General features: G+C 75.0%; 17 protein-coding genes and 1 other RNA gene. 2 read left to right on the top strand and 16 right to left on the bottom strand.

Annotated elements, in window-relative coordinates:
- Nucleotides 1-55 precede the first annotated feature (55 nt).
- Nucleotides 56-799, top strand: a complete 744-nt coding sequence (locus tag AB0D67_RS03090) for a class I SAM-dependent methyltransferase (RefSeq protein ID WP_362929261.1) — start codon at nucleotides 56-58, stop codon at nucleotides 797-799.
- On the opposite strand, the gene AB0D67_RS03085 is transcribed toward AB0D67_RS03090, so the two are convergent.
- The 8 genes from AB0D67_RS03085 to AB0D67_RS03050 all read right to left on the bottom strand — a co-directional run bounded on the left by AB0D67_RS03085 (nucleotide 780) and on the right by AB0D67_RS03050 (nucleotide 15,026).
- Nucleotides 780-2,783: a hypothetical protein gene (locus AB0D67_RS03085; protein ID WP_362929259.1), complete on the bottom strand. Its 2,004-nt coding sequence runs from the start codon at nucleotides 2,781-2,783 to the stop codon at nucleotides 780-782. The two genes, AB0D67_RS03090 and AB0D67_RS03085, sit on opposite strands and share 20 nt — an antisense overlap.
- Nucleotides 2,780-3,763: a DUF3068 domain-containing protein gene (locus AB0D67_RS03080; RefSeq protein ID WP_362929257.1), complete on the bottom strand. Its 984-nt coding sequence runs from the start codon at nucleotides 3,761-3,763 to the stop codon at nucleotides 2,780-2,782. Before AB0D67_RS03080 ends, AB0D67_RS03085 begins: the two co-directional genes overlap by 4 nt.
- Nucleotides 3,760-8,163 carry an alpha-(1->3)-arabinofuranosyltransferase family protein gene (locus AB0D67_RS03075; protein ID WP_362929256.1) on the bottom strand — a complete coding sequence of 1,468 codons (4,404 nt, stop codon included), beginning with the start codon at nucleotides 8,161-8,163 and terminating at the stop codon, nucleotides 3,760-3,762. Before AB0D67_RS03075 ends, AB0D67_RS03080 begins: the two co-directional genes overlap by 4 nt.
- Nucleotides 8,160-9,485 carry a glycosyltransferase family 4 protein gene (locus AB0D67_RS03070; RefSeq protein ID WP_362929255.1) on the bottom strand — a complete coding sequence of 442 codons (1,326 nt, stop codon included), beginning with the start codon at nucleotides 9,483-9,485 and terminating at the stop codon, nucleotides 8,160-8,162. The genes AB0D67_RS03075 and AB0D67_RS03070 overlap by 4 nt, the downstream gene beginning before the upstream one ends.
- A gap of 244 nt (nucleotides 9,486-9,729) precedes the next feature.
- Nucleotides 9,730-9,858, bottom strand: coding sequence for a hypothetical protein (locus AB0D67_RS03065; protein ID WP_268246289.1), 129 nt, complete (start codon nucleotides 9,856-9,858; stop codon nucleotides 9,730-9,732).
- Between the two features lie 154 nt (nucleotides 9,859-10,012).
- Nucleotides 10,013-11,605, bottom strand: a complete 1,593-nt coding sequence (locus AB0D67_RS03060; protein WP_362929253.1) for a hypothetical protein — start codon at nucleotides 11,603-11,605, stop codon at nucleotides 10,013-10,015.
- Between the two features lie 112 nt (nucleotides 11,606-11,717).
- The gene (locus AB0D67_RS03055) at nucleotides 11,718-13,949 is read right to left on the bottom strand and encodes an acyl-CoA dehydrogenase (protein ID WP_362929251.1); all 2,232 of its coding nucleotides are present in this window, start codon (nucleotides 13,947-13,949) and stop codon (nucleotides 11,718-11,720) included.
- A gap of 54 nt (nucleotides 13,950-14,003) precedes the next feature.
- A complete protein-coding gene (locus AB0D67_RS03050) occupies nucleotides 14,004-15,026 on the bottom strand; it encodes a hypothetical protein (RefSeq protein ID WP_362929249.1) in 1,023 nt (340 codons plus the stop codon).
- A gap of 98 nt (nucleotides 15,027-15,124) precedes the next feature.
- Between AB0D67_RS03050 and AB0D67_RS03045 the strand changes: the two genes are divergently transcribed.
- Nucleotides 15,125-16,288 (top strand): trypsin-like peptidase domain-containing protein, encoded by a 1,164-nt coding sequence (locus AB0D67_RS03045; protein ID WP_362929247.1) that lies wholly within the window; start codon nucleotides 15,125-15,127, stop codon nucleotides 16,286-16,288.
- Nucleotides 16,289-16,354: 66 nt separating this feature from the next.
- On the opposite strand, the gene AB0D67_RS03040 is transcribed toward AB0D67_RS03045, so the two are convergent.
- The 8 genes from AB0D67_RS03040 to ftsX all read right to left on the bottom strand — a co-directional run bounded on the left by AB0D67_RS03040 (nucleotide 16,355) and on the right by ftsX (nucleotide 26,896).
- The gene (locus tag AB0D67_RS03040) at nucleotides 16,355-16,948 is read right to left on the bottom strand and encodes an OmpA family protein (RefSeq protein WP_362929245.1); all 594 of its coding nucleotides are present in this window, start codon (nucleotides 16,946-16,948) and stop codon (nucleotides 16,355-16,357) included.
- Nucleotides 16,932-17,576, bottom strand: coding sequence for a hypothetical protein (locus AB0D67_RS03035; protein WP_362929243.1), 645 nt, complete (start codon nucleotides 17,574-17,576; stop codon nucleotides 16,932-16,934). The genes AB0D67_RS03040 and AB0D67_RS03035 overlap by 17 nt, the downstream gene beginning before the upstream one ends.
- Nucleotides 17,577-17,667: 91 nt before the next feature.
- Nucleotides 17,668-20,625: a BTAD domain-containing putative transcriptional regulator gene (locus tag AB0D67_RS03030; protein ID WP_362929241.1), complete on the bottom strand. Its 2,958-nt coding sequence runs from the start codon at nucleotides 20,623-20,625 to the stop codon at nucleotides 17,668-17,670.
- 3 nt (nucleotides 20,626-20,628) lie between these two features.
- Nucleotides 20,629-22,485, bottom strand: a complete 1,857-nt coding sequence (locus AB0D67_RS03025) for a protein kinase (RefSeq protein ID WP_362929239.1) — start codon at nucleotides 22,483-22,485, stop codon at nucleotides 20,629-20,631.
- Between the two features lie 303 nt (nucleotides 22,486-22,788).
- Nucleotides 22,789-23,173: a transfer-messenger RNA gene (gene ssrA / locus AB0D67_RS03020) on the bottom strand.
- Between the two features lie 368 nt (nucleotides 23,174-23,541).
- The gene (locus AB0D67_RS03015; protein WP_362929237.1) at nucleotides 23,542-25,440 is read right to left on the bottom strand and encodes a penicillin-binding transpeptidase domain-containing protein; all 1,899 of its coding nucleotides are present in this window, start codon (nucleotides 25,438-25,440) and stop codon (nucleotides 23,542-23,544) included.
- Between the two features lie 2 nt (nucleotides 25,441-25,442).
- Complete coding sequence (smpB, locus tag AB0D67_RS03010; RefSeq protein ID WP_362929235.1) at nucleotides 25,443-25,910, bottom strand: SsrA-binding protein SmpB; 468 nt, start codon at nucleotides 25,908-25,910, stop codon at nucleotides 25,443-25,445.
- 80 nt (nucleotides 25,911-25,990) lie between these two features.
- Nucleotides 25,991-26,896 (bottom strand): permease-like cell division protein FtsX, encoded by a 906-nt coding sequence (gene ftsX, locus AB0D67_RS03005; RefSeq protein ID WP_362929233.1) that lies wholly within the window; start codon nucleotides 26,894-26,896, stop codon nucleotides 25,991-25,993.
- Nucleotides 26,897-26,916 lie beyond the last annotated feature (20 nt).

Genomic DNA, 26,916 nt, shown 5'->3' with positions numbered 1-26,916 from the left:
GTGCGGTGTTATGCTCCGGCCCACCTGGTTTGTCCAATTGGGGTGAGGAGCAGCGTTGGAGACCCCGCAGGCACCGTTCCGGGCCACTTTGGGCCGGTCCGTCGCGCTCCTCCGCGCCTTCCGCAAGGAGCAGACCGACCCCGACTTCTTCTACGGCATGCTGGCCCGGGACACGGTCGCCCAGCTCGCCTCCTACGCCGAGCTGGACGGCGCGCTCGTCGCCGACGTCGGCGGCGGCCCGGGATACTTCACCGACGTGCTGCGTGCGGCGGGCGCCCGCCCGGTCTGCGTCGACTGCGACGCCGGCGAGATGATGGCCCGCCGGGGTGCCACACCCGAGGGGGCGGTGCTGGGCAGCGCGCTGGACCTGCCGCTGGCCACCGGGTCGGTGGACGTCTGCTTCTCCTCCAACGTGCTGGAGCACGTGCCCGACCCGTGGCGGATGGCCGCCGAGATGGTACGGGTGACCAGGCCCGGCGGCGTGGTGTACCTGTCGTTCACCAACTGGCTGTCGCCCTGGGGCGGCCACGAGACCTCCCCCTGGCACTACCTCGGCGGCCACCGCGCCGCCGCCCGCTACGCCCGCCGGTACGGCAGGCGCCCCAAGAACGTCTACGGCGAGAGCCTCTACCCCGTCTCGGTCGGCGCCGCGCTGCGCTGGGCCCGGCGGCAGCCCGGCGTCACGGTCCTGGACGCCCTGCCCCGCTACCACCCGAGCTGGGCGACCCCGGTGATCCGCGTCCCGGGGCTGCGGGAGATCGTGAGCTGGAACCTGCTGCTCATCCTGCGCCGCCACTGACCGCCCCTTCCGGGTTCTCCGGCACGGCCGCGCCGACCACCACGGCGCGCAGGCAGACGCCGCTCTCCGGGCCGCCGTCCGGGCGCGAGCCCTCCGGACGCGAGCCGTCCGAGCGCGGAACGTCCGGGCGTGAGCCGTCCGGGAGTGTGACGCGGACCGGGCCCGGGGCGGGCGGCGTCACGAGATGGACCCGCTCCCGGTCCGCCCGCAGCGTGACCTCGGTCCGCCGCTCCCCCACGGCCACGGTGACACGCGTGTCGCGGGGCACGCGGTAGTGCAGGCGGACGACGTTCCCCTCGCGAACGGCGAGATCGGCGGTGACCGCGCCGCCGCGCCACGGGAGGCAGCCGCCGTCCTTCCCGGTCACGAAGCCGCCGAGGATCGCGGCTGGCACCAGGTGCCCCCGGTCGTCGAAGGTCACCGCGTCGTAGGCGACCCCGGGGTGAGTGATCCGCTCGCGCAGCGCGCCCGTGGCGAGCGGGGCGAGCGCCCGGGAGGTCAGCCGGTCCGGCGGCGCCTGCAAGGGGAACAGCATCCGCTCGGGCACCAGCGCGGGGTACACGCCGGGTCCCGGGCCGAGCGCGGCGAGGTCCGCGCGGGCCGCGTCGAAGTAGGCGCGGCCGGTACGGCCGGGGAGCGTGGGCGCGAAGACCGACGCCGACACCAGGGCGAGCGCCACGTAGGCGCACGCGGCCGGTACGGCGTACACCGGGAGGGTCCGCGCGCCCCCGTCCGGGACCGCTTTCGGCCCCGGGACCGCCGGGACCGCCTCCGGGCTGGAGGCCGCCGGATCCGCCGCGCCCCGCCGTACGGTCTGCGCGTCCGTGTCCCGCCCTCGCCACGACATCAGGGCCAGCGCCAGGCAGACGGCGAGCACGGGGAGGGCGTCGGCGATGTAGCGGCTCTCGAAGGCGCGCGACGGCCCGGACCGGACGATCATGATCAGCAGGCCGTCCGCGACCAGGAGGTAGCCGCCCGCCAGCAGCCAGGCGGGGACCGCCGCGCGCCGCGCCCGGCAGGTGCCGGCCACGACGGCGGCCAGGGCCAGCCAGGCCACGGCGATCTCGACGGGCCGGTGACCGGCCAGCGCGCCGGCCGACGTCACCGGCCCCCAGGTCAGCGGGCCTCCGGCCAGCAGGGTCGGGACCGTGCCGCCGAAGAACGTCGCGGCGTAGTCCACGGTCACGTAGAAGTCGGGGAGCGCGGGCCCCTGCCCGCCGGACCGCCCGGACGCCGCGAGGTAGGCGGCGAGGTACACGCCGGCCACCGCCGCGTGGACGAGCCACAGGCCCAGGTGCCGGCGCGCGGCGCCGAGCACCCCGCGCTCCCCGGCGAGGAGCACGACGGTGAGCAGGAACAGCACCGGCGGGATGAGGACCGCCTTCTCGAAGAACAGCAGCCCGGCGCAGGTCCAGGCGAGCCCGGCGACCGCGTGCCGCGGGCGGCCGGTGCGGAGCAGCAGCACCTGGGAGCACATCGCCATGAGCATGGCGATGTGCAGGGGAAGGATGTTGACCGCCGCGGCGAACCAGGCGGTCGCCTGGAAGGCCGCAGGTGAGAACAGGAAGAACGCGAGCGGGACGAGGATCATCGGCCGGGGCCCGAACAGCAGGCGCAGCAGCCGGTACAGCGCCAGGGACGCCGCCGCGGACAGGGCGAGGACCACGGCCGAGACCAGCCCCCAGTCGTACGGCGAGATCGCGGTGAGGGCCCGGACCAGCGCGAGACCGCCCGGCATCAGGTGGCCGATGTGCACCCGCAGCAGGTGTTCCCAGCCGAACGGCTCGGTGACGGCCCGGCCGGCGAAGACGATGTCGTCCTCGGTGAAGTAGGACCGGCTGAGCAGCCATCCCTTCAGCACGAGGCTCGCGGCCACAAGCAGCAGCGCCGCGACCGTGAGGCCGTACCGGAGCCGTGGGACGCCGCGCACCCAGGCCGGCAGTCGCAGCTCCACCTCGACCGGGCCGCCGCCCGTCCCCGTCATCGCCCCACCCCGGCCGCCGCGCCGCTCACTTCCGCTCCCCGTCCGCCCGGACCGGGCCGCCGCCCGTCCCGGCTCCGCCGCCGGAGTGCCATCGGGACCAGCGCGAGCCCGGCCGCCAGGAACACCCCCGGCAGCAGGTCGCGGACGAGGAGGACCCAGCGGTCGAAGGCCCCCGCGTCGGCCACCCGGTCCGCCACGTCCTCGGGCGTCATGTCCAGGTCCGCCAGGAGGGTCACCTTGCGCTCGACCCCGTCGGGGGTGCGCAGAGCCTGGCGCTGGTGCTCGCGCACCTTGACGGTCAGGCCGCTCTCCGGATCCACCCAGATCGTCCGGGTCACCTCGGCGTAGCGGGAGACGCTGACGGCCTTCCACTCCGGCAGCCCGAGCGCTTTTCCGGGGAGCTGCCCGGGGACGTCCTCGATCCTGATCGGGCCCGCCGTGTAGGTGTAGCGGTAGGCGGGCCGGCCGAACACCCGTTCCTGCCGCTCGTAGCGGAGCGGGACCGCCGTCCGCAGCAGCACGTCGTACATCGGGTAGGTGCGCGGCTCGGCGCGGAACGGCAGGCGGAAGGCGATTCCCTCCTGCCGGGCTCCGGGGTCGTCGTCGACGTACCCGTCGCAGCAGGCGACCGCCAGGCCCGTCCTGCGGTCGAAGGCGGTCCGGCGCTCGTGGTAGTCGATCCGGTCGCCGCCCTCGGCGGTGAGCGAGGTGAACTCCACCCACACCGCCGTGTCCGGGCCGCCCGCGCCGGCGTCCCCGCTCACCGTCGTGGTGGACAGCAGCGAGACCCCGGCGTGGGAGGTGAGCGTCGCGGTGTCGAAGTACTGGGCGCCGGACGCCGTCATGCGGTACGTCCTGGCCTGCTCCAGCGGCATCACCAGGGCGCTGGGGTAGACGTACAGGCGCAGCAGCGCCGCCAGCGTGACGAAGAAGGCGCTCGCCGCCGCGAACGCGGTCCAGGGGACCCGCGGGCCGGTCACCGGCGCACCGCCGCCGCGACCGGCTCGGGGTGTCGCGCCGGTTCCGGCCCCGGGGCGGCCGGGTCGGCGGGGCCGGCGGGGGCCGGTTCCGGGGCCGCGACCGGCAGCCAGGCGAGCGCCAGCAGGCAGAGCGCCTGCGGCACGATCCCGGTCAGCGCCCCGGCGAGGGCGGTCCCGCCGTACGCGGTGCCCGCGGCGAGCGCGAGACCGGCGAGGCAGAGCGGGACCGCGGGGGCCCACCGCAGCAGCGTCGCGGGCACGGACCCGCCGGGGCGGGCGCTCCAGCGCCTGACCGCCAGGGCGTACAGCGCCGCCGCCGCGGTGACGGCCACCGCGCCGGCGACGCCGCCGGTCCACAGGCCGACGGCCGGGGCGAGCGGCCAGAACCAGGCCGCGCGGACCGCGGCGGCCCCGGTCCCGGCCCGGCGGGGTGCGGTACGGCGCGGCCGGACGAGCGCGAGCGCCGCCACCAGCGGCACCAGGCACCCGCCGCCGAGGAGCGCCGCGCGGTAGGCGGAGTCGGGCTCGTAGCGCATGGTCACCACGCCCTGCCCGGCGGGCAGTTCCCAGGCCTGCCGCCAGCCGTCCAGCCGGACCGGCTTCAGCCGTCCGCCGTCGAGGTACGCCTGCCAGCCCGCGTTGTGGTTCTCGTTGACCACCAGGTAGGAGGGGGCGGAGACCGAGAAGCGGACCCGGCGCTCGGCCGGTCCCCACTCCTGCGTGGTCACGGGCGCGGCCGTCACGGCGCCGCCGCCGGGACCGGCCCCGGGGGAACCGGAGGACTCCGTGGACTCCGTGGACACCGACGCCTTCGAGGACTTCGAGGACGTGGAAGCCGGCCCGGACGAGGAGCCCGAAGACGACCCGGCCTTCCGGCCCGTCGTCCCGCCGTCCGCGGTGCGCACCACGACCGACTCGATCCGGAAGGCGTCGGCCGGGGCGACGCTCACCCGGGCCGTGCCCGGCTCCAGCTCGACCCGTCCGCAGGCGCGGTAGCCGACGGGGCGTCCGCCGAGCACGTCGCCCATCGTGCCCCGGACGACCTCGGTGCGCACCGCCTTGCCGTTCACCGAGAGGGTGGGCCCGTACCCGCAGGGCAGCCGCAGCGGGGTCCTCTCCATCAAGCCGAGCGGCTTCACCCCGGGGACGGTGACCTCCGACACCTCGATCGGCCGGGACGCCGGGGCGGTGAAGCCGATCTCCAGGGTGTCGGTGGTGATCTTGGGGAAGACCACCCGGCCGTCGGCGCGGATCCAGCCCCGCGTGGTCTGCCCGCCGCCGCTCACGCTGACCTGGACCGGCGGCTGCCCGAGGAAGGAGTCGGGGAACAGCACCATGATCTGGGAGATCGTCCGTTTCCTGCCCAGCCTGACCGTCAGGGACGGGTGGCGGTCGGCGGGGTCGGCGTACCAGACGGTGGAGATGTCGCCGTCCATGGCCGCGCGGCCGAGGACGGCCGGATGATCGGTCAGCGTGGAGGAGGCGGTCACCTGCGGGTGGACGCCGTGCAGGGTGGTGACGAGGCGGGAGGAGACGGGGTCGGTCAGCACGGCGTCGCCGCTGATGGACCGTTTCCCGTCCTCGCGGACGGTGAACGAGCGGTCGAAGCCGTCGCCGTCCTCGCCGGTGATCTGCAGCGTGGCGGGGTCGCAGGTCCAGGTGGACGATCCGCGCATGCAGGCGCTCGCCGTGCCCCGGCGGGTCAGCAGCACCGTCCCGGGGTCGCGCGGGCCGCCGGTGGGGACGACGAGGGTCCGGCCCGGCCGTACGCCGGGGATCGCGACCTCGGTGACGCCGACGCGGGCGCCGGTCGGCGTGGCGAGCTCGGCGGCCAGCCCGGTCACCCGGATCCGCAGCCAGGAGGTCCGCCCGAGGGGCGGGCGCATCAGCTGCGGGGCGGTGTCCGGGCTCACCGCGACCCGGCGGGCGCCCGCCTCGGTCTCCAGGGAGACCTCCGCCACCTGCGGCAGCACCGGCGACCGTTCGAAGGCGACGGTGATCTGCGGCATGTCGATCGGCGCGGTGAAGCGCACCTGGAGCCACTGCCCGACCGCGCCGTCCCAGCCGTCGGAGCGCCACCCGGTGCGCGGGTCGCCGTCGAACGCCGCGTACGGCTGGCGGCCCGGATCGCGGCGCTCCCCCGCCTCGATGCCCGACTCGGCGGAGGAGGCCCGCACGTCCCGGACGCCGGTGTAGGTGGCCGTGACGGTCGCGCCGGACCAGGCGAGGTCGGTGAGGTCGGCTCCCCGGTCCCGTTCGGGCGGCTGGCCGGCGGTCATGGCGGGGGTGGCGATGCGGCGCAGGTCGCCGAAGAGGATCTCGCGGCGGCGCAGCGTGTCGGTGGCCACCGTGTCCCGCGCGGACACGGCGGGCGCCCCGGGCTCGTCCCCGACCACGACGGGCCGGTCGCCGGAGAGCAGTCCCTCCTCGGCCAGGTCCAGCACCGCCTCGGGCGCGCCGGTGACCCGGAGCGTCCCGTCGCGCGGCACGGTCGCGGCGAGCGGCGCCGGGTCGGGCACCGCGTAGACCTCCAGCGCCGAGTAGGGCTGTTCGAACCAGCCGGCGGCCGTGGGGCTGGACCGCAGGCCGATCTCCGGGCCGAATCCGGCGACCCGCCGCAGGCCGGTGGACTCGGCGAGGGTCTCGTGGACTCGCGCGGGCCAGGCCGTGCCGAGACTCTGCCGGGCGAGGTCGTTACGGACGAGCAGGTACTTCACGCCGATCCGGCGCAGCGAGGCGGTGAGACCCGGCGACCCGCGGCCGGTGGCGAAGCGCTCGTCCACCGCCTGGACCAGCCGCGCCAGCCCCGGGGAGCCCCAGGGGACGTTGGTGTGGGTCGCCCAGCGGACGTTCAGCAGCGACTGCATGGGCTCGTCCATCGGACGGCCCCACAGGTAGTCGCCGCGGCGTGATCCGGGCACGGCCAGGACCATGCCGTCGCCGGTGTTGCGGTTCAGCCAGGTCGCGGCGTCCCGCCAGTAGCCGGGCAGGGCCTCGAACCCCCCGGCGGGGGTCGCCCCGGCGGTGGCCACCGGCAGCGCGGCCAGGGCCGCCAGTACGGCAGCGCCCGCCAGGACGGGCCTGCGCAGCCGTACCGGACCGGCCAGGGGCAGCGCGGCGAGGCCCAGGGCCAGCGGGAGCCGGATGAGGGCGTCGAACTTGTGCAGGTTGCGGAAGGGCGCTAGCGGCCCGTCGAGCAGCGCCCGCACCTGCTCGGTCCAGGGGTGGGCGAGCGCGTCGGCGTGCCCGGCGGTGACGATCACCACCCCGGCGAGCACGCTGAGCGCGAGGAAGGGCCGCTCCGGCGTGGCGCGGGCGGCGATCCCGGCGAGGCCGAGCGCGGCGACGGCGGCGGTCAGCGCGATCATCACCGGTACGGTGGCCTGCTCGAACGACGCGGGCAGCCACGCCTGGCCGTCGATCGGCAGGAAGGACATCCAGCTCGACGTGCCGCGCAGGGTGTTGAGGAGCGAGGTGACGCCGGTGGTGGCGTCGGCGGTCTCGATGAAGGGCAGGAAGGAGAAGATGTAGCGGCCCATCACCAGCAGGGGCAGCAGCCACCACATCGACACCGCGGCCACGCAGGCGAGCCACCAGGCGAGCAGGCGCCGCCGGTGGGGGCCGCCGCGCCGGGTCAGCAGGTACAGCAGCGGCACGACGAGGACCGCCAGCTCGGCCACGGCGTTGATCCCGCCGGCGAGGACGAACGCCAGCGCCGACAGCGCCGCGGCCCGGCGCGGGCTCGCCCCCGGCCGGGTGCCGTGGACCAGGGGCAGCAGCACCCATGGCAGCACGGCGCTCGGCTGGAACTCCGAGGAGTTGGTCCCGATCAGCGCGACGGCGTGCGGGGCGAGGGCGTAGGCCAGCCCGGCGAGGACGCGGGTGGCGGGGGTGCCGATCCCCATCGCCCGCGCGACCCGCTCGACGCCGAGGAACGCCGCGCACAGCACCAGCGCCATCCAGAGCCGCTGGATGTTCCAGGCGGGCATGTCGAGCGCGGTGAACAGCGCGTAGAACGGGCCCATCGGGAACAGGTAGCCGTGCGCCTGGTTCTGCAGGTGGCCGAAGAACGCGTCGTCCCACAGGTGCGCCGCCCGTGCCAGGAAGGCGACCGGGTTGATCGCCATGTCCAGCTTGGTCTCGCCGATCACCTGGCCGGGGGAGGTGTTGAACGCCACGGCGGCGAGCAGCAGGCAGCCTGCCAGCAGGCGCAGACCGTGCCGGAGCCGGCCGGGCTCGGAGCCGCCGGCCGTGCGGGGTCCTCCGGCCTTCCCTGCGTTCCCGGTCTTCCCTGCGTTCTCGGTCTTTCCGGTCTTTTCAGCGGGTACGCCGTGACCGCCGGCCACGGCGTCGTCGGGCGCGGCGGTTCCGGCGGTCTCGGAGGCGGGTCCCGTGTTCAAGCGGGGTCGGTCTCTCCGGGGGCGAGGAGGCCGGGGGCCGCGACGCCGCGCAGCGGGCCGGCCGTACGGGCGGCGCGGCGCTCAGGGCGCTCACTGCGCTCACGGCGCTCACGGAGTTCGGCGGTGATGAGGGAGGTGACGGCGGCGCCGGTCCGCCCCCAGGTGAACTCGCCCGCCCACGCCCGGCAGGCCGTCTGGATCTCCGCGCGCCGTGCCGGGTCCGACAGCTCCCCGATCGCCCGGTCCACCACCTCGGCGAGCGTCTCGCCGTCGCGGACCAGCCAGCCCGTCACCCCGTCCCGTACCGAGTCGCGCAACCCGGCGACGTCGTAGGCGACGGTCGGCACGCCGAAGCCCGCGGCCTCGATCACCGTCAGGCCCCACCCCTCGAACTCCGAGGCGGTCACGTTCAGCAGCGCCGCGCCGAGCACGGCGTTCTTGGCGGGCTCGGCGAGGAAACCGTGCAGGTGCACCCGGTCGGCGACGCCCAGCTCGGCGGCCCGGCGGGCGAGCTCCCCGCTCTCGGGTCCCCGGCCCACGACATGGACGTGCAGGCCGGGGCGGGCGTCGCCCAGTTCGGCGGCCAGGCCGACGACCCGCTCGACCCTCTTGTGCCCGACCAGTCTGCCCAGGTAGGCCACGAGCGGGTCGCCGGGCAGCTCCCGCATCGTCACCGGGCGGGCGGCCGGGCTGCCGTTGGGCACGACGTGGATCGGCGCCTTCCAGCGCAGCCGCGCCCTCAGGTCCTCCCGGGACGACTCCGAGACGGTGATCGTGGTGCGGCGGCGGTAGAGCAGCCGCGCCACCGGCCCCTCGACGAGGCAGCCGATCCTGGCCAGCCAGGGCGGGAAGAAGGCGTGGAACTGCCGGTCGTGCACGTGGTGGACCAGGCAGATCACCGCGGTGCGGCGGCGCACCACCAGGGGGGAGAAGAAGGGGATGCCGTTCATCGAGTCGATGACGACGTCGAACCGGCGGCGGCGCAGCAGCAGCCAGAGCGGCACGAGCAGGTAGACGAGGTAGCGGTTGCCCATCCTGCGCAGCTCGACGCCGTCGCGCCGCTCGGCGGCGGGCTGACCGGGCTCGCGGGCGGTGGCGAACCACACCTTCGCGCCCTGGCCGGTCAGGTAGCGGCTGACCTGCCAGGCGTATTCCTCTGCGCCGCCCGCCACCGACTGCTGCGGTTCGCGGAAGTTCAGCACCGCCACCCGGACGCCGCGCAGCGGCGCCTCGGGCGTCCCCTCGGTCTCCACGCTGAGGACGGGCCGCGACGGGGCGGGCGGGCGCGGCCCCGCGCTCGCGCTCCGGCCGAAAAGGGCCACGCTGCCTCCTTGCTCCTTCGGTCCGCGGTCCTCCGCGGCCTCTCCTGTCCCCCGCGTCCGTGCGGGCGCCGCCGGACGCCCCATCCGGGCCGATCCGGTCCGGGTACGGCGCCGCCGCCCACGCCACCTCGGTCCGGGGCGGCGCGCCCGTTCCAGGGCATGGTGAAACCGCGCTCCGTGCCGGTGGATGATCTCCGCGGCCCGGCCGGGGACGGTGCCCCGCCGGCCGCCGCGCGGCCTCAGGTCACCTGGTGCCGTAGTTGTACAGGGGCCGGTTCGGCGGCTCCGGGGTCGGCGAGCCCACGTTCACGACTGCCACGGAGGCGCCGACCGCGAGGATCGCTCCGATGGCCAGCGCCAAGAGCACTCGCATCACTGGGCTCCCTTCAGCGACGGACAGTGTGCCGAGACTAGAACGTGATTCGCGCATAAGCCATGGTTTTGGTTAAAACGTGACAAAGAAAGTTACCGTTGGGTACTCCTCCGAGCTGGGGATACACCCCGCCCAAGAGCGTCGATCAAGCTGTTCAGAGGCCCTGGTCAAGCCGCAGGAGCCGGATCTCCGGGCCGGTGAACACGGTCACCGCGTCACGGAACGTGTCGTCGCCCGCCCGGGTGAGGACGTAGCGGACCCCCAGCCGCGCCAGCGCCGCCTCCCGCGCCCCCGGTCCGGCACGCAGCGCCGCGTCCACCCCCGCCGTCGCCGGGTCCTCGGGCGCCACCCGCAGCCGCCCGCCGCCGGGCAGCCCCACCAGCAGCGCGTCGTTCCACAGCACCCTGCGCCGGAACATCTTGGTCGCCGGGTCGAGGATCACCCGGTGGCCGTTCCACCCGAACGCCCGGTGCGCGCCCCACGGCAGCGACAGCAGCGCCCCGGGCGCCGGATCGGAGTTCACGATCGCCTGGACCCGCCGCCACTCGTCCGGGTAGTCCACCGCGGCCAGCCTGCCGAACGCCCCCATCGCGAACGTGGGCAGCACCAGCACGGGGACCGCCACCGCGACCGCGGCCACCGCGCGCGAGCTCCAGCGCGAGCGCGGCGCCTCGAAGTCGCGGCCGGTCCCCGCCTCCACCGCGCGCGAGCTCCAGCGCTCCACCGCGCACGCCAGGCCCACCGCCTGCAACAACACGAACGGGGCGAGGTAGAGCTGACCGTCCCGCAGCGGCCCGAACCCCGGCCACCAGCCGACCAGGCCGCCCAGCACCCCCGGCGCGAAGGCGCCCGCCAGGGCGACGCCCAGCCCGGCCGCCGCCGCCGTCGCCAGTCCCGTCCGGTACGGCGCCGCCCGCCCGGCGCGCGTGAACGCGTATCCCCAGACCGCGACTGCCGCCAGCGCCAGCCGCACGCCCGCCGACCACCAGGTGCCCTGCCCCGGCACGCCGGCGTCCGAGTTCCAGATCCCGCCGAGCCCGAGCAGGCTGCCGACCGTCCCGAAGGGGCCGTCGGCGCGGGCCGCGAACGCCCGCACCCCCGCCGGGTCCGTCACCGCGCGGCTGCCCAGGGCCGGCACCAGCCACGGCAGGCTGAGCAGGACGACGACCGCCGCGGCCGTACCCGCCCGGCGGAACGCGGCCCCGGGTCGCGCGGTCGCGGCCACCGGGAGCACCGCCAGCACCGAGACCAGCATCGCCTGGAACCCGCCCACCGCGGCCGGCAGCAACGCGACCGCCAGCCGTACCGGGCCGCGAGCGGCGGCGCGCACCGCCCAGGGCAGCCCGGCCACCCCGAGCAGCAGCGCCCACTGGCCCAGCAGCAACCGCTGCGCGAGGTAGGCGTTCCAGGCGTAGAAGGCCGCCGCCGCCAGACGCGGGCCGAGACGCCGCGAGGGCACCAGCGCCGCCGCGCCCGAGGCCGCTAGCACGAAGACGCCGAGCAGCGCGGCCTTCTGCACCACCTGGGCGGGCACGGCCTGCGCGAGCAGCGCGACCACCAGGTCGCTGGGCACCGCCCGGGGGAAGCCCTCCCCCGCCGCCGTCAGGGGCGGGTCCGGCACGAAGACCATGTCATAGCGGAGCACGAACCCCGGGCCCAGCGCGGGGCCGAGGGCCAGCACCCCCAGCGCCAGTCCCAGCAGGGCGGGGGCGGACCTTGCCGCCCTCCCGGCGAGCCTGCTCCACACAAGGACCGACCCTAACCGGTCACCCACAATGGACGATCCCCTTCGAAGCGGCTCCGTCTGCGGCCGGTCCCGGCGGGACGGCCGCGCCGGGCTCCGGAGGCGCCGCCACGGACTACCGGCCCGGCTCCGGGTCGCGCGGCAGGCCGAGCATGCGCTCGCCGATGATGTTGAGCTGCACCTCGGTGGTGCCGCCGTAGATCGTCATCGCCCGGGTGGCGAGCACGGCGCGGTTCCAGTAGCCGGCGTCGCCGAGCTTCATGTCGGCCGCGACCACCGCGGCCGCGCCGAGCAGGCCGACCGCGCACTCCGAGACGTGCTGGGCGTGCGAGGTGGACAGCAGCTTGCGCACCGAGGCGTCGGCGCCCGGCTCCGCGCCGGTGAGCTGCTTCAGCGTCACCCGCATGCCGAGGGCGCTGATCGAGTGGCCCTCGCAGACGACCCGGGCCACCTCCTGGCGCTCGGCGGGGGTCAGCTCGCGGCCGAGCCGCCCGGCCAGGCCGATCAGGTCGGGGACGGACGCCCCGGTGCCGCCGGAGCCCGCCGACAGCGAGACCCGCTCGTTGGACAGCGTGTTGCGGGCGACCTTCCAGCCCTGGCCGACCTCGCCGACGACCAGCTCGTCCGGGACGAAGACGTCGTCCAGGAAGACCTCGTTGAACAGGTTCTCGCCGGTCATCTCGGTCAGCGGCCGGACGGTGACGCCCGGGGCCTTCATGTCGACGATGAAGTAGGTGATGCCCTCGTGCTTCGACCCCTCGGAGGAGTTGCGGGCGATGCAGATGCCCCACTCGGCGACGTGGGCCACGGAGGTCCAGATCTTCTGGCCGTTGAGCCGCCAGCCGCCCTCGGTCTTCTCGGCCTTCATCTGCAGTGAGGCGAGGTCGGAACCGGCGCCCGGCTCGGAGAAGAGCTGGCACCAGATCATCTCGCCGCTCAGCGTGGGCGGCAGGAAGCGCTCCTGCTGCTCGGGCGTGCCGTACGCGACGATCGACGGCACCACCCAGGCGCCGATGATCATCTGAGGCGTCCGGACGCGGGCGGCCTTGAGCTCCTGGAGGATCAGCACCTGCTCCAGCGGCTTGGAGTCGCGGCCCCAGGGGCGGGGAAGGTGCGGCATGACGAACCCGGCTCCGGCCAGGGCCCGCTTCTGCTCCTTGCCCTCCAGCGCTGCGATCCGGGCGATCTCGGCGCGGATCTCCTCGCGCAGCGCCGCCGACTCCTCCGGCAGCTCGATCTCCATCTCCCGGCTCACGCCGGAGAGCGCGAGCCCGGCGACCCGTTCGGCCCACTCGGCCGAGGGGCCGAGCAGCGCGCGCAGGGTCAGCGCGCGGCGGTAGTAGAGGTGGGCGTCGTGCTCGAAGGTGTAGCCGATGCCGCCGAAGATCTGGATGGCGTCCTTGGCGCACTGCACGGCGGCGTCGGGCGCGACGACCCCGGCGATCGCGGCGGTGTAGGCGGCCACCGCGGCGGCGCCGTCCCCCTCCCCGGCGGCCTCGGCCGCGGCGCGGGTGGCGTCCCAGACCGTGGCGCGGGCCTGCTCCAGCGCGACGAGCATCCGGGCGGCCTTGTGCTTGACGCCCTGGAACTGGCCGATCGGGCGGCCGAACTGCACGCGCACCTTGGCGTACTCGGCGGCGGCGCGCACGCACCACGCCGCGACGCCCGCGGCCTCCGCGCCGAGGAGGATCGCCGCGAGGTCGCGGACCGCGGCGCCGGTGAGGCCGTCCAGCACCCGCCCGGCAGGCACGGTCACCGCGTCCAGCTCGGCCCTGGCCACGCCGCGGGTGAGGTCGAGGGACGCGACCGGCGTCACGGTCACCGCGGAGGCGTCCAGCACGACCCATTCCGCCTCGTCCCGGCCGGTGTCCACGGGGAGCACCAGGACGTCGGCGAGCGCGCCGCCCAGGACCGTCGCGGCGGCGCCGGTGACGGTGAGCGCCCCGGCGTCGTCACGGGTGCCGGTGAGGGACCCGCCGAGCGCGACCGCGCCGGTCAGCGTGCCGTCGGCGAGGCCGGGCAGCAGTTCGGCGCGGGCCTTGCCGTCGGAGGCCAGGATCGCGGCGGCGGCGAGGACGGTGGGGACGTAAGGGCCGGGGGCCGCCTTCTCACCGAGGGCCTCGACGGCGACGGCGGCCTCCAGCAGGCCGTAGCCGCTGCCGCCGTACTCCTCGGGGAGGTGCAGACCGAGAAGACCCTGACCGGCGAGGGCGGGCCAGAAGGCGGGGCGCTCCCCGTCCCCGGCCGCGACGGCGGTGCGCACGACCTCGGGGCGGATGTTCCGCTCGGCCCAGCCGGTCACCGACTCGCGGAGCGCCTCGTGCTCCTCACTCAGTCCGATCGCCATGACAGCCTCCAGATACGGTTCTCTGACAGAACCATATTCTAGAAGTTGCTTCCATCACAACGGCCGGGCACTGGCCATCAGGGGGGCGATGTCCGCCCAGAGCTGCTTGCGCGAGTCGGGCACGGTCACGAAGAGCATGGCGGGCTTGCGGCGGCCGACGTCGAGCACGGTGACCGCCGCCTGAGAGATGTGCTTCCTGCCGTCCAGCACGTAGGTCACGCGGTATCCGAGCGTCCAGCCCCTGCCGCCGGCCGCCTTCTGCGAGGCCGTCCAAGTGATCTTCCCGCCCGGCGGGTGGTGGTTGGCGGCCGTCCACTTCACCGCCTGCATCGCCGCCGTCCGCAGGGCGGTGTAGGTCTTCGGGGCGGTGGCCGGGGTCGCACCGGGGAGCATCCCGGAGCCGACGACCGTGCGCGGCAGCCGCGCCGCGCCGACCTGCTGGCCGACCGAGAAGGACGGCACGGCCGCGGTCTTCCAGGGACTGCCGAGCTTGGCGTAGGTGATGTCGGCCATGGTGTCGGTCACCGAGCCGACCACCCCGCTGGGCGTGCCGGGCAGCGTCGCCAGGGCCTTCATCTTGGGCCTGCCGGGCAGCGTGATCGTGGGGACGGCCTTCGCGCCGGGCGCGGCGGCGCCCTCCTGGCGGGGCTGCGCGCTCCGCTCCGGCGGCTCGTCCCCGGAGAACAGGACGAAGACCAGGACGACCGCGGCGGCGGTGAGGAGCGCGGCGACGATGCTGTAGACGGCCCGCAGCGACAGCCCGCCGCGCCGCGCCGGCCCGGTGGGCGAGCCCCCGGACGGCGATGGCGGCACCTGCGGCACCGGCGGCTCCGTCCGTCCTGAACGGTCGCCCGCGGGCGACGGCCGCTCCGGCGCGGGGAACGATCCATCCGGGTCGATCCTCGGGACCAGCAGGGTCTCCTCGCCGTCCCCGATGGGGAACCGGCGGGGCACCCGGGTGCCGATCATGGTGCCGTCCTCGGCCTGGACCGCGGGCATGGGCGCCGTGGGCGCCTCGTACGACGGGATGTATCTCTCGTGAGAACGCCCGGAGGAGTCACCGTCAACGTCCGCCATGGTCGTCAGGCTACGTCACCGGACCCCGAACGATGAACCCGGACCCGATCAAAACCTCGGCAGGGTACCGCCGCCGGTGTCCGGGAAGATATCCCCACATGGGGAGATCGACATCGCGGGCCGCGCTGCCGGCGGCCGTCACCATCGCCGTCGCCGTGGCGCTCGCGGGCTGCGGCGGGACCGGCGGGACGGGGCTGAGCGGCTCGGTCTCCGACTCGGTCTCCGGCTCGGCCGGCGGACCGCCGGGGAGCCCGCCGACCGCCACGGCCGGCGGGCTCCCCGCCTCCCCGACCGGCACGCCCGCCGGCCCCGGGACGCCGGTCTCGCCGCAGTCCCTCCAGGCGGCCTACGAGCAGGTCATCACCGCGGTGCTGCCGTCGATCGTGCAGATCACCACGAGGGAGGGTCTCGGCTCCGGGGTCGTCTACGACACCGCCGGGCACATCGTGACCAACGCCCACGTGGTCGGCCGGGCCAGGCGCTTCCAGGTGACGCTCGCCAGCGGCGGCCCGCCCCGGGCGGCCAGGCTGGTCAGCTCCTTCGAGCTGGGCGACCTGGCCGTGATCAAGGTGGACGACCCCAGGGGGCTGCGGCCCGCCGCGTTCGGCGACTCCAGCCGTCTGCGGGTCGGCCAGTTCGTCCTCGCCATGGGCAACCCGCTGGGCCTGTCCGGCAGCGTCACCGACGGGATCGTCTCCGCGCTGGGCCGTACGGTCACCGAACCCGCCGACGGCGAGGGCCCCGCCGCGACGATCACCAACGCCGTCCAGACGTCGGCGGCGATCAACCCGGGCAACAGCGGCGGCGCCCTGGTCGACCTCTCGGGGAGGGTCATCGGCATCCCCACCCTCACCGCCGTCAACCCCGAGCTGGGGGGCGGCCAGGCGGCCGGCATCGGCTTCGCGATCCCCTCCGACACCGCCGTGGACATCACCCGGCAGATCATCGAGAAGGGCAAGGTCGTCAACACCCGCCGGGCCGCCCTCGGCGTCACCGTGCAGACCGTGATCGGCTCCGACGGCCTGCCGGCGGGAACCGGCGTCGTACGGGTCGACCCCGGCGGCAGCGCCGCGCGGGCGGGGATCAGGACGGGCGACCTGATCGTCTCCATCAACGGCACCGCCACCCCGACGACGCAGGCGCTCTCGGAGGTCCTCGCCGGCCTCGACCCCGGCGACCGGGCCCGGGTGGAGCTGCGCCGCACGGACGGCTCCACCACCGCCGTCACCGTGACCCTGAGCGAACTCCCCGGCGCCGGCTGACCCGGCCCTCGGGCACCCGGCGGGAGCGGCGCCCCCCCGGCGAACGGCACGGGGCGGGTGCCGGGGTCAGCCGGCGGTGAAGACGAGCTCGACGCGGCGGTTCCTGGCCCGGTTCTCCTCGGACGGCCTGCCGTCGACGACGTTGGGCGCCTTCGGTTCCCGCTCGCCGCGGCCGGTGGCCTGGAAGGTCACGTTCCGCCCGGCCAGCAGCGGCAGCAGCGCCCGCCGCACGGCCTGCGCCCGCCGCAGGGACAGCCGGTCGTTGTAGGCGTCCGCCCCCTGGTCGTCGGTGTGCCCCACGACCTTGACCACCCCGCCGGCCGACTCCGCCGCGATCCGGTCCGCCACCCCGCGCAGCCGCGCCGACGCCCCGGAGGTGAGGGAGGCGCGGTCCAGTGCGAACAGCACGTCACTGGTGATCGCCAGGGTGACCGTCTCACCGGTTTTCGACTCGCTCTCGCTGCCGTCCAGGGACTCGGTCTCGGCGAGGATGTCCTCGACGGGCAGGGCGATGTCGTCGACCGGGGCCGTGGTGCCGTCCGGCGGGTCCGGCTCCGCCAGCACCGGCGACGCGGTCCCGGCGGCGAGCCCTGCCGCCAGCGCCGCCGTCAGCACCGCGGCCGTCAGGGCGCGGCGGGCGCGCTCAGGAGATCGGGACATCGGTGAACACCCCGAGGACCGGCATCTCGACGTTGATCTTCTGCACGTCCGGCGGCGGCGCGGCGTACGTCGCGTACATCGTGGCGACCTCCCCCGCGTCGATCGAGTTCTCGTACGCCGAGCACACGCACTTCGTATCGGAGCCCTCGCCCGTGCGAGCCACCCGGTAGCGCTTGGCGTTGGCCGGGTCGACGAGACTCACCCCGGCCACCGTCAGGCCGAGATAGGCGGGTGTGTCCCCCATGCTGCTGCTCATGCTCCAGTCGGTGTCACCGGTGTTGGTGATGGTCCAGCTCAGTGTGATCAGCCGGCCCTGCCGCTTGAGTCCCGTGATGTCCGCGGTCAGCTCGGTGCCCTCGGCCTTGGCGGCGCGAGTGGCGATCACCGTTCCCTGCTGGACGGGGGCGCTGGCCCGCGTGTCCGGCGAAGCCTGGTCGCCCGGCTCCGCCGTCTCGGTCCCGCCGTCCCGCGACGCCTCGCCGCCCGTCTCCGCCGCCTCCGCCTGCGCGGACCGGGCCTGGCGCTCCTGACCGCCGCCGCCCGGCTGCAGGCCGTCGAGCGCGCCGCACGCCGTCAGGGCCAGCGCGAGTCCGGGTACGGCCACCGCGACGGCGATCTTCCTTCGCATCCTGGGTCACCTCTGTTCGTCGGGGTCGGTGTCGGTCCCGAACCTACCGAGACGACCTTAAGGATCCGTATAGTCCCCTATAACCGGTCCGCTACAGCCGCAGGCCGCGCCGTCGGCGCGCCTCACCCGCGAGCTCCCGGGCCTCGCCCAGGCCCTGCCGGTCACCGAGGACGCCGAGCTCCTCCATGGCGGCGGAGACGATCGCGAACGCCTCATCCACCTCGTCGAGGTCGAGGTGCGCCCCCGCGAGGACGAGGGCCGCGCGGGCCGCGCCCCGGCGGTCACCGTACTCCCTGAAGATCGACGAAGCCTCCCCCGCCGCCGCGCGCGCCGGCTCCGGCAGCCCCTCCGCGCGCGCCACCCGCGCCAGCAGCAGCAGGCCCGCCGCCTCCGGCAACCGGTCGCCCAGCCTCCGGTCGATCCGCAGGGCGCGCTCGACGCGGTCGCGCGCCGCGGCCACGCGCCGCCCCTCCAGGTGCGTCCGGGCCAGGTCGCGCAGCGCCGCCGCCTCACCCCGGGGGTCGCCCAGCTCACGGTAGGCGTCGAGAGCGGCCGCCAGCAGGGGCTCGGCCCGCCGTACGGAGCCCAGCGCGCGCAGCGCGTCCGCCCGGCCGCGCGCGTCGCCGGCCGCCTCGAACTCCGCCAGGCACTCCGACAGGCACCGTTCCGCCTCCACCGGTTCCCCCCGCGCGAGAAGGACCAGACCGAGCCGGTACCGGGCGCGTGCCGCCTCCGGCCCGTCGCCCAGCTCGCGGAAACACGACAGCGACTCCCCGAGCTCCCGCGCGGCGTCGTCCAGCCGCCCCTCGGCCCGGTGCAGGTCGGCCAGCGCCCGGCGCAGCAGCGCCTCGCCGTGGCGGTGGCCCGCCCGCCGGGCGGCCGCGAGACCGATCCGGTTCGTCGCGTGCCAATCCTCCCGATGCGCGCGCAACTCGAAGAACGGCGTCAGGTAGAAGGCCAGCCGCCAGGCCGCCTCGTCCAGTCCCGCCCGGTGGAAGTCCGCGACGGCCGCGACCAGGAACCCGCGTTCGGCGGCGAGCCACCGGACCGGCTCGCGCAGGTGGACGGTCTCGGGGGCGAGCCCCCGCTCCGTCGTGCGGGCCAGCGTCCGGCCGGTGCCCGGCTCGGCCGGCAGCAGCAGCGCGCGGGCCCGCCGGACCCGGTCCAGGACCTCCCGGGCGAGTACGGCGAGCACCCGCTCCGCCGTCCCCTCCTCCTCGGCGAGGCGTTCGGCGGCGTAGAGACGGGTGAGGTCGTGGCGGCCGTAGCGTTCCTGCCCCGCGTCGTCCAGCCCCCGCGCCTGCAGCAACCCCGCGCGGGTCAGCTCCTCCAGTTCCCGGTCCACCCGCACGGCCCCGAAGACCGCCGCGGCCGCCCACGGCGCGACGTCCGGCGCCGACAGCGCCCCGAGGCGGCGCAGCAGACGCCGCTCCTCCTCGGCCAGGTCGCGGTAGCCCAGGGCGAGGCTGCTCCGCACGGCCAGGTCGCCCGCGGTCAGCTCGTCCAGCCGCCCCCGCTCATCCTCCAGCCGCCCGGCCAGGTGCGCCAGCGTCCAGCCGGGACGCCGCGCCAGCCTGGAGCCCGCGATCCGCAGCGCCAGGGGCAGCCCGCCGCACGACACGGCGATCCGCCGCGCGGCCTCCGGCTCGGCCCGGACGCGTGACGCGCCGACCACCCCGGCCAGCATCGCCGTCGCCTCCGCCTCGTCGAGGACCTCCAGCTCGAAGGCGCGGGACGCCTCCAGCCCGTACAGCGGCGACCTGCTGGTCACCAGCGTCAGGCAGCCGCGTCCCGTCGGAAGCAGCGGTCTGACCTGCGCCTCACCGACCGCGTCGTCCAGCACCACCAGCAGCCTCCGGCCGGACACCATGCTGCGGTAGAGCCGCACCCGATCCTCGATGCCCGCCGGGACCGCGCCTTCGGGGCAGCCCAGCGAGCGCAGCAGGTCCTCCAGCACGGCGCCCGGAGCCGCCGGGCGGTCTCCCCCGGCCCTCAGCGCGGCGTGCAGGCGCCCGTCGGGGAAGTCCCCGCCCAGCACCGTGGCGGCGTGGACCGCCACGGCGGTCTTCCCCGCCCCGGCCGGACCGTGCAGCACCAGGTGAACCGGGGCGCCGTCCGTGTCGGGGGCCTCACGGGCGATCCAGTCCATCACCGCCGCGCGGCCGGTGAAGTCCGCGATGTCGGGCGGCGTCTCCTGCGGGACGGGACCTCCGCCGCCCGGCCCGTGCCCCCGCGGCGAGCCGTGTCCCCCGGCGGTTCCCCCGGCGACGTGCGCGGTGTGCGCGCCGTACGGCCCGGCCGGCACGCGGGCCGCGTGCGGCTCCGGCCCGGCCAGCACGCTGTCGTGGGCCGCGCGCAGCTCCGCCCCGGGCTCCAGTCCCAGCTCGTCCACCAGAACGCGGCGGGCGTCCTGGTAGGCGGCGAGCGCCTCCGACCGCCTGCCCGCCCGGGCCAGCGCGAGGATCAGCTGTGCCCAGGACCGCTCCCTGAGCGGGTAGGCGGCGACGAGCGCGCGAAGCTCGCCGACGACCTCCCCGTGGCGGCCGAGCGCCAGGTCGAGGTCGATCCGCTCCTCGGTGGCGGCGAGACGCGCCTCCTCGAGGCGTACGGCCTGCGTCCGCCACAGCTCGGCCGAGTCGACGCCGGCCAGCGCCGGTCCGCGCCACAGCCGCAGGGCCTCACGCAGCCCCTCGGCGGCCTCGGCTGCGGCTCCCGCGTCGCGCGCCCGGCGGGCCCGCTCCACCAGGCGGCCGAACAGGTGCGCGTCCACCTGGACGGGATCGACGTCGGCCAGGTAGCCGCCGGGGGCCGTCCGGATCGTCGCGGCGCCCAGCGACCGGCGCAGCGCGCTCACGTAGACCCGCAGGACCGCCTCCGCCGAGGCCGGTGGTCCCTCGTCCCACACCGCGGCGGCCAGGCGGTCGAGCGTGACGACGCGCCCGGCGTTCAGCAGCAGCGCCGCCAGGACCGCCCGGTGCTTGGCCGGGCCCGGCGTCAGGTCACGGCCGCCGTCACGGACCTCCAGCGGTCCCAGAACGCCGAACCGCACGGGTCAGTCCCCTGCCGGGCGCGCGCCGAACGAGGCGAACCGGACCCGCACCACCGCGTCACCGTACGGCGCCGCGTACACGCCGGTCTGCCCGGGACCGTACGGATCACTGTCGACGGCCTCACCGGCGAAGCCCTCGTTGACCCACATGCGCAGCGCGATCCTCCGCCCGTCGGGACGGCACTCGGCGACGACGCGATTGTCCGCCGACGCCCTGACCTCCGCGTTCTTGACGGGACCGTAGAGGACGGCGGGCGGGCGGCCCGCCCGCCGCTTGGTGATCGACACCGTTCCCGCGGAGCCGACCGCGAACTCGTAGCGGTCGCCGCCTCCCGCGCCGCCCCGGCACCAGACGCCGAACTCGCCGGTTCCGTCCGTCAGCCTGGCCGAACCGGTGACGACCGTTCCCGTCTCGGGCTCGTCCGGCACGGGCGCCGACTTCCACAGCCGCCACCCCGGGTTCACCGACAGGAGGTAGGCGCCATCGGTCACCCGCGCGCTTCCGGCGTCGGTGGTCCCCTCCGACCAGGGGTGCCGGGCGTCGCCGAAGCCGGCCTGGAACGACCACTGCCCGCCCGGCCGGGTCGTCGCCCACCACACCGCCCCGCCGGCCACCACCGTCACCGCCACCGCCGCGGCGGCCAGACGGGCCGCCGGCCGGATCCGCCGTCCGCGCCCGGCGGCCCGGGGCTCGTCCCGCCCGGCCGTGTCAGGCGCGGTACCGGCCGTGCCGGGCGAGGCAGGGGACGCCGGTGGGCCGCCCCACCCGCTCGTGGCGGGCGCCGGCCGCGGGGCGCGGGCGTCCGCCGTACCGGAGGCGGACGGAGGGCCGGCCACCGCGCCGGGCGCGTGACCGGGCGGCGGCTCGGACGCGAACCCGCGGTCAAGGGCCGCCCCGGGCCCGGGGGCGGACCCGGGGGCGAGGGCGGACCCGGGGGCGGGGACGGACCCGGGGGCGGGGGCCGTGCCGTACCGGGGGCCGGGACCGGTCCCCGTGACGCCGCCGGTCCAGGTGCGCTCGACGACCCGGGTGGCCGTGTCCGGGGTGAGCTCCGGCCCGCCGACCAGTTCGGCGAGCAGTTCCCGGGCACTCGGCCGCCTGGCGGGGTCCTTGGCCATGGCCCGCTCGACGACACCGCGCATCCGCTCGTCCAGGCCGTCGAGCCGGGGGCCTTCGTTGACGATCCGGTAGAGGACCTCCGCCGGGGCCCCGCCGCCGAACGGCAGCCGCCCGGTCCCCGCGAAGACGATGACGCCGCCCCACGCGTAGACGTCGGCCGCGGGGGTGAGTTCCTCTCCGCGCACCTGCTCGGGAGCCATGAACGCCGGGGTTCCCAGGATCACCTGGCTGGTCAGGTTCTCGCCGTCCACCAGCTTCGCGATCCCGAAGTCGATCACGCGCGGTCCCATCGGGGAGAGCAGCACGTTCGACGGCTTGAGATCCCGGTGGATCACTCCGGCCCCGTGGATCGCGTTCAGCGCCACCGCGACCCCGACCGCCAGCGCCTCCAGGTCGGAGCCGGTCATCGGCCCCCGCTCCCGTACGGCCCGCGCCAGGTCGGGTCCCTTGACGTACTCGGTGACGAGGTAGGCGACGTCCCCCTCGACGCCCGCGTCCAGCACCGGAGCCGTGCAGAACCGGGCCACCCGGCGGGCCGCGTCGACCTCGCGCCGGAAGCGCCTGCGGAAATCCGGGTCGCGGGCCAGCTCCGGGTTGATCACCTTCACCGCGGCCAGCGCCCCGGTCGGGGAGGTCGCCAGGTGGACGGTGCCCATGCCGCCGCGCCCGAGCACCCGCCGGAGCAGGTACCCGCCGATGGCGGGCTGCTCGGCCGATATGCCCCGTTCCGAAGGATTCATCGGGCTTAGCGTAGCTTTCCAGCACGATTCTCACGCGCTGCTCTCACGTCCGGCCCTGCCCTGCGCACCGCACGGTTCGCCGGACGGCCGGGAAAGTCGGGAAGGCCGCACCCGAAGGAACGGACCGGGGAGATCCCGCGGGCCCGCGGTGTGGACGTCGCCGAGATCGCATCCGTCCCGCCCGAGGGGGCGGACGGATGCGAAGCCGAGCCGAGGTCTCATCCGTCCCGTCTGAGGGGCGGACGGATGCGAAGAAGCCCGCCGGGGCGAGTGCTACTCGCCCCGGCGGGCTTCTTCACGGGGTGGTGGAGGTGGCGGGAATCGAACCCGCGTCCTTCAGCTCCAAAACAGGGCTTCTCCGGGTGCAGCCCGCTGTGCTTTTCTCAGCCCCGGCGATCACGCAGGCAAGTCGCCGACGGGCTCAGCCACTGTTAGATTTCCCGATCTCCCCCGTGGCCGGGTCGATCGGTTGAGCCTCCTAGCGATGCCGGATCCGGGCCGGAGGCGCTCCCGGGCCGGCAGAGGTCACTCGCTGCTTAGGCGGCGAGGGCCAGGTTGCCCTGGCTGACCTCGGAGTGCGTCTTATTGGCACTTGTTGGTCGCGGTCACAGTGTTAACGAGGTTATGTCCGCAGTCCTCGACCCGCTTCCCCTGAGATGCAAAGCCAAAGTCGAAACCAGTCACCCCCCTGTTGAGTTGTCAACCCGGCCCCGAAGGGCGGGCTATCCGAAGATACCCGTAACAACACCGTCGATGCCAACCTGATTCCCGCCCGGGAGCCCTTCCGGGCGGGAAGATCCAAAAATCCTGGGGGCGCGGGCGTCGCGCCGCGCGCCCCCGGGATCGACCGGCAGGGTCGAGCCGGTCCGGGCCGACGGGGCCTCCCCGAGACGAGGCCCCGGTCCCATCACAGTGACCGGGCCCGCAACCCCCCAGGCGGTGCCCGGTCACCTGGAAGGACGCAGCGCGGGCGCCCGATGGTTGCTCGGGGCGGCGAGATTGTCGCCGGGAATGCGTGCGAGGCCGGTGACACGGCCGGCTCCCGCGTGCGGCGGGTCACAGGCCCGCGCGCAGCCCCCGGAAGAACCGCCCGGCGACGGTGGCCCCCGCGGCGGGGTCGGAGCTCTCCATCAGCACCGCCACGGCCGTGTCCCCCTGCCAGCCGACGAACCACGACAGGGGCTTGCGGCCGCGGATGGCGGTGGCGGTGACGCCGTACACCGGGTCGCCCGGAGCCGCGGCGGCGCGGGCCGAACCCGAGGTCACCCCGGCCCGCATGAGCGTCTTGAGGGTGGCGACCGTCCTGTCGTCGAGCTTGATCGGCGCGGGCGGCTGCGCCGGCCTGGTCTCGGCCGAGGGGTCGGGCTCCTTGGGGTCGGTGACCAGGACGGGCGGGTGCCAGGTGCCCGTGGGCGAGGCGACCGCCCCCGCCACCAGGGCCATGGTCAGCGGGCTGACCAGCACGTTCTGACCCACGATGGCCCGTGCCGTGGCCGCGTCGCCCTTCAGCGGCCGTATCGAGCCGCTGAAGGTCGAAAGCGGCAGGTTCCAGCGCGTGCCGAGGCCGAACCTCTTCGCGCCGGCCTCCAGCTCGGCGCCGTCCACCTTGCGGGCCAGCGAGGCCAGCGCCGTCACGCAGCCGGTGGCGAACGCCCCCTGGACGGTGGGCGTGCTCGGGGCGGGCGGCCCGGACTGGCGGAAGCGGGCGCCGCCGACGCTCCGCTCCCCGGGGCAGGCGAGCTTCTGCTTGAAGCTCGTCCCCGCCTTGATCAGCCCCTCCACGGCCATGAGCGAGAACGCCGAGCCGGGGTGGAACCGCCCGGCCAGGGCGTCCTCCTTCTGGTTGTACTCCTTGGTCGCGCCGACGGCCCGCACCTCGCCGGTGGAGGCCTGCACCGCGACGAGCATCCCGGGCGTGGCGCCGAACAACGCGTCGTCGGCCGTCTTCTGGACGCCGCGGTCGAGGGTGGTCCGCACCGGCGAGGTGGGCCGTCCGGACCACTTCTTCAGCTCGGCCACCTCCTTCATCGTCCTGACGTCCAGCGTGATCACGCTGGTCTCGGTCGAGCCGGTGAGGTACTCCTGGTAGGCCTTCTGCAGCCCGGTGCGGCCGACCGTGTCGCCCGCCCGCTGGGGGCCGCCGAGCTGCTGCTGGAGGTCGGCGGTGACCGCGGAGACGACGCCCACGATCTGCTTGGGCGAGTCGGGCGCCAGGGGCTGCGGGTCCTTGGCGATGGTGATGCCCGGGATGGCCTTCAGCTGCGACTCCAGCTGCGCGTAGCGCCGGCCGCCGAAGGTGGCCAGCGGCACGGCCGCGTCGGGCCGGGCCGACCGGATCCGGCTCAGCAGGCGGTCCTGCGGGAACCCGGTGACCTTGGCCAGCCGTTCGCAGACCTCGGACGGGTTCTTCAGCTCGGCCGGCGTGACGTTCGCCACGTAGAGGGTGGTCTCCTGCTGGAGGGGGGCGCCGGTGCGGTCCTGGATCGGGTTGCGCCCCTGCGGCTTGATGTCCACCGCGAACCGCTGGCCCTCGTGCAGGTCGGGGTGGAGGACGCTGGGCGACCAGTGCACCTTCCACTGGCCGTTCACCAGGCGCAGCGGCAGCCTCCCGTCGTACTCCCACAGGGGGTTGTTCTCCCCCAGGTCGACCTCGGCCGCGAAGTCGGCCTCGGCCTGCTCGTCCCGGTCGTCCTGCCCGGCGCGCAGGCCGGTCAGCCGGAAGCGGAACGAGGCCGCGTCGAGCTGGATCTTCGCGTCCTCCAGCGCCTTGCGGACCGCCTTCTCGTCGCCGTCGGTGCGCCTGGCGGCGGCGGCGTAGTCGCCCGTCTGCCAGCCGACCAGGAAGTCGCGGACCGCCTCGTGGGCCGACGGCTCCTCCAGACACGCCGACAGCAGGGGGACGGTCGCGGCCAGCGTGAGCGCCGCGGCGGCGGCGCGCCGAGCCTTCCTCGTCACGGTTACCTGTTCCTGTACCGGACCGCGCGCGCCATCTCCCGCTTGGCCTGCTGCTCGGCCAGCGTCTGCCGCTTGTCCCAGTCCTTCTTGCCCTTCGCGAGGCCGATCTCGATCTTGGCCTTGCCGTCCTTGAAGTACAGGGCGAGCGGCACCAGCGTGAGGCCGCCCTCCTTGGTCTTGGAGGCCAGCTTGTCGAGCTCCTTGCGGTGGAGCAGCAGCTTCCGGGTACGGCGCGCCGCATGGTTGGTCCACGTCCCCATCGTGTACTCGGGGATGTGGACGTTGATCAGCCAGGCCTCGCCGTCCTTGATCGTGGCGTACCCGTCGACGAGGGACGCCCGCCCCAGGCGGAGCGACTTGACCTCGGTGCCCTGCAGCACGAGGCCCGCCTCGTAGGTCTCCTCGATGTGGTAGTCGTGCCAGGCACGCTTGTTCTGGGCGATGACCTTCCGCCCGGTCTCACGTGGCATGCCTTCGAGCCTACCGGTGACCGGGACGGCGTACCGCGCCCGAGATCGCGCGCATGTCCGGCGCGGGGGTCATCGCGGCGTCATACCCGCAGGTAGCGGCGGAGCGTGACGAACGACGCCAGGATACAGATCACCACACCGATGACCAGGGTGAGGAGGATGACCGAGGTCACCTTCTCCCAGGTGAGCACGGTGTTGGCGAGGTAGACCTGCACCTTGTCGAAGAGGAACACCTTGCTGACGATCAGCAGCACCCCGGACATCACACCGCCGATCAGGCCGGCGATGACGCCCTCCATGACGAACGGGAGCTGGATGTAGATGTTGGAGGCGCCCACCAGCCGCATGATCCCGGTCTCGCGCCTGCGGTTGTAGGCCGACAGCCGGACGGTGTTGCCGATCAGCAGCGTGGCCGCGAAGACCAGGATGATGGCGATCACCAGGGCGGCCCAGCGCAGACTCTCCAGGAGGGCGAAGAACTTCTCCAGGAGCTCCTTCTGGTTCACCACGTTGGAGACGCCGGGAGCCCCCTTGAGCTGCTCGATCACCGCGGGGTAGGTGTCGGGGTCCTTGAGCTTCACCCGGAACGACTCCGGCATGTCCTCGGCCCGGATCGCCGAGAGCAGCACGGTGTTGCCGGCGTTCTGCGACTTGAAGACCTCGTAGGCGTGCGCGGCGTCCTCGAAGGAGACCGACTCCACCTGGGGCAGCGACTCGATCCGCTGCTTGAGGGCCGCCTGTTCCTGGGCGTTCACCCCGCCGCTGCCCTTGCACTGCGGGAAGGGGTCGTTCTTCTTGCACAGGAAGGCCGAGACCTCGACCCTGTCCGACCAGAAGTCCTTCATGGTGGAGATCTGGGAGTTGATCATCAGGCCGACGCCCAGCAGGGCCATGCCGATCGCCACTGTCACGATCACCGCGACGGTCATCGTGAGGTTACGCCGGAGGCCGATCCAGACCTCGGAGAAGATGAAGTTTGCCCGCATGCTCTTCCTGTCGCTGCTGC

The organism is Streptosporangium sp. NPDC048047 (genome assembly GCF_040653115.1).
In the GTDB taxonomy this organism is placed as follows: Bacteria; Actinomycetota; Actinomycetes; order Streptosporangiales; family Streptosporangiaceae; genus Streptosporangium.
Note: the sequence above shows the minus strand (reverse complement) of the source record. Positions and strands in the feature narration are given on the sequence as shown.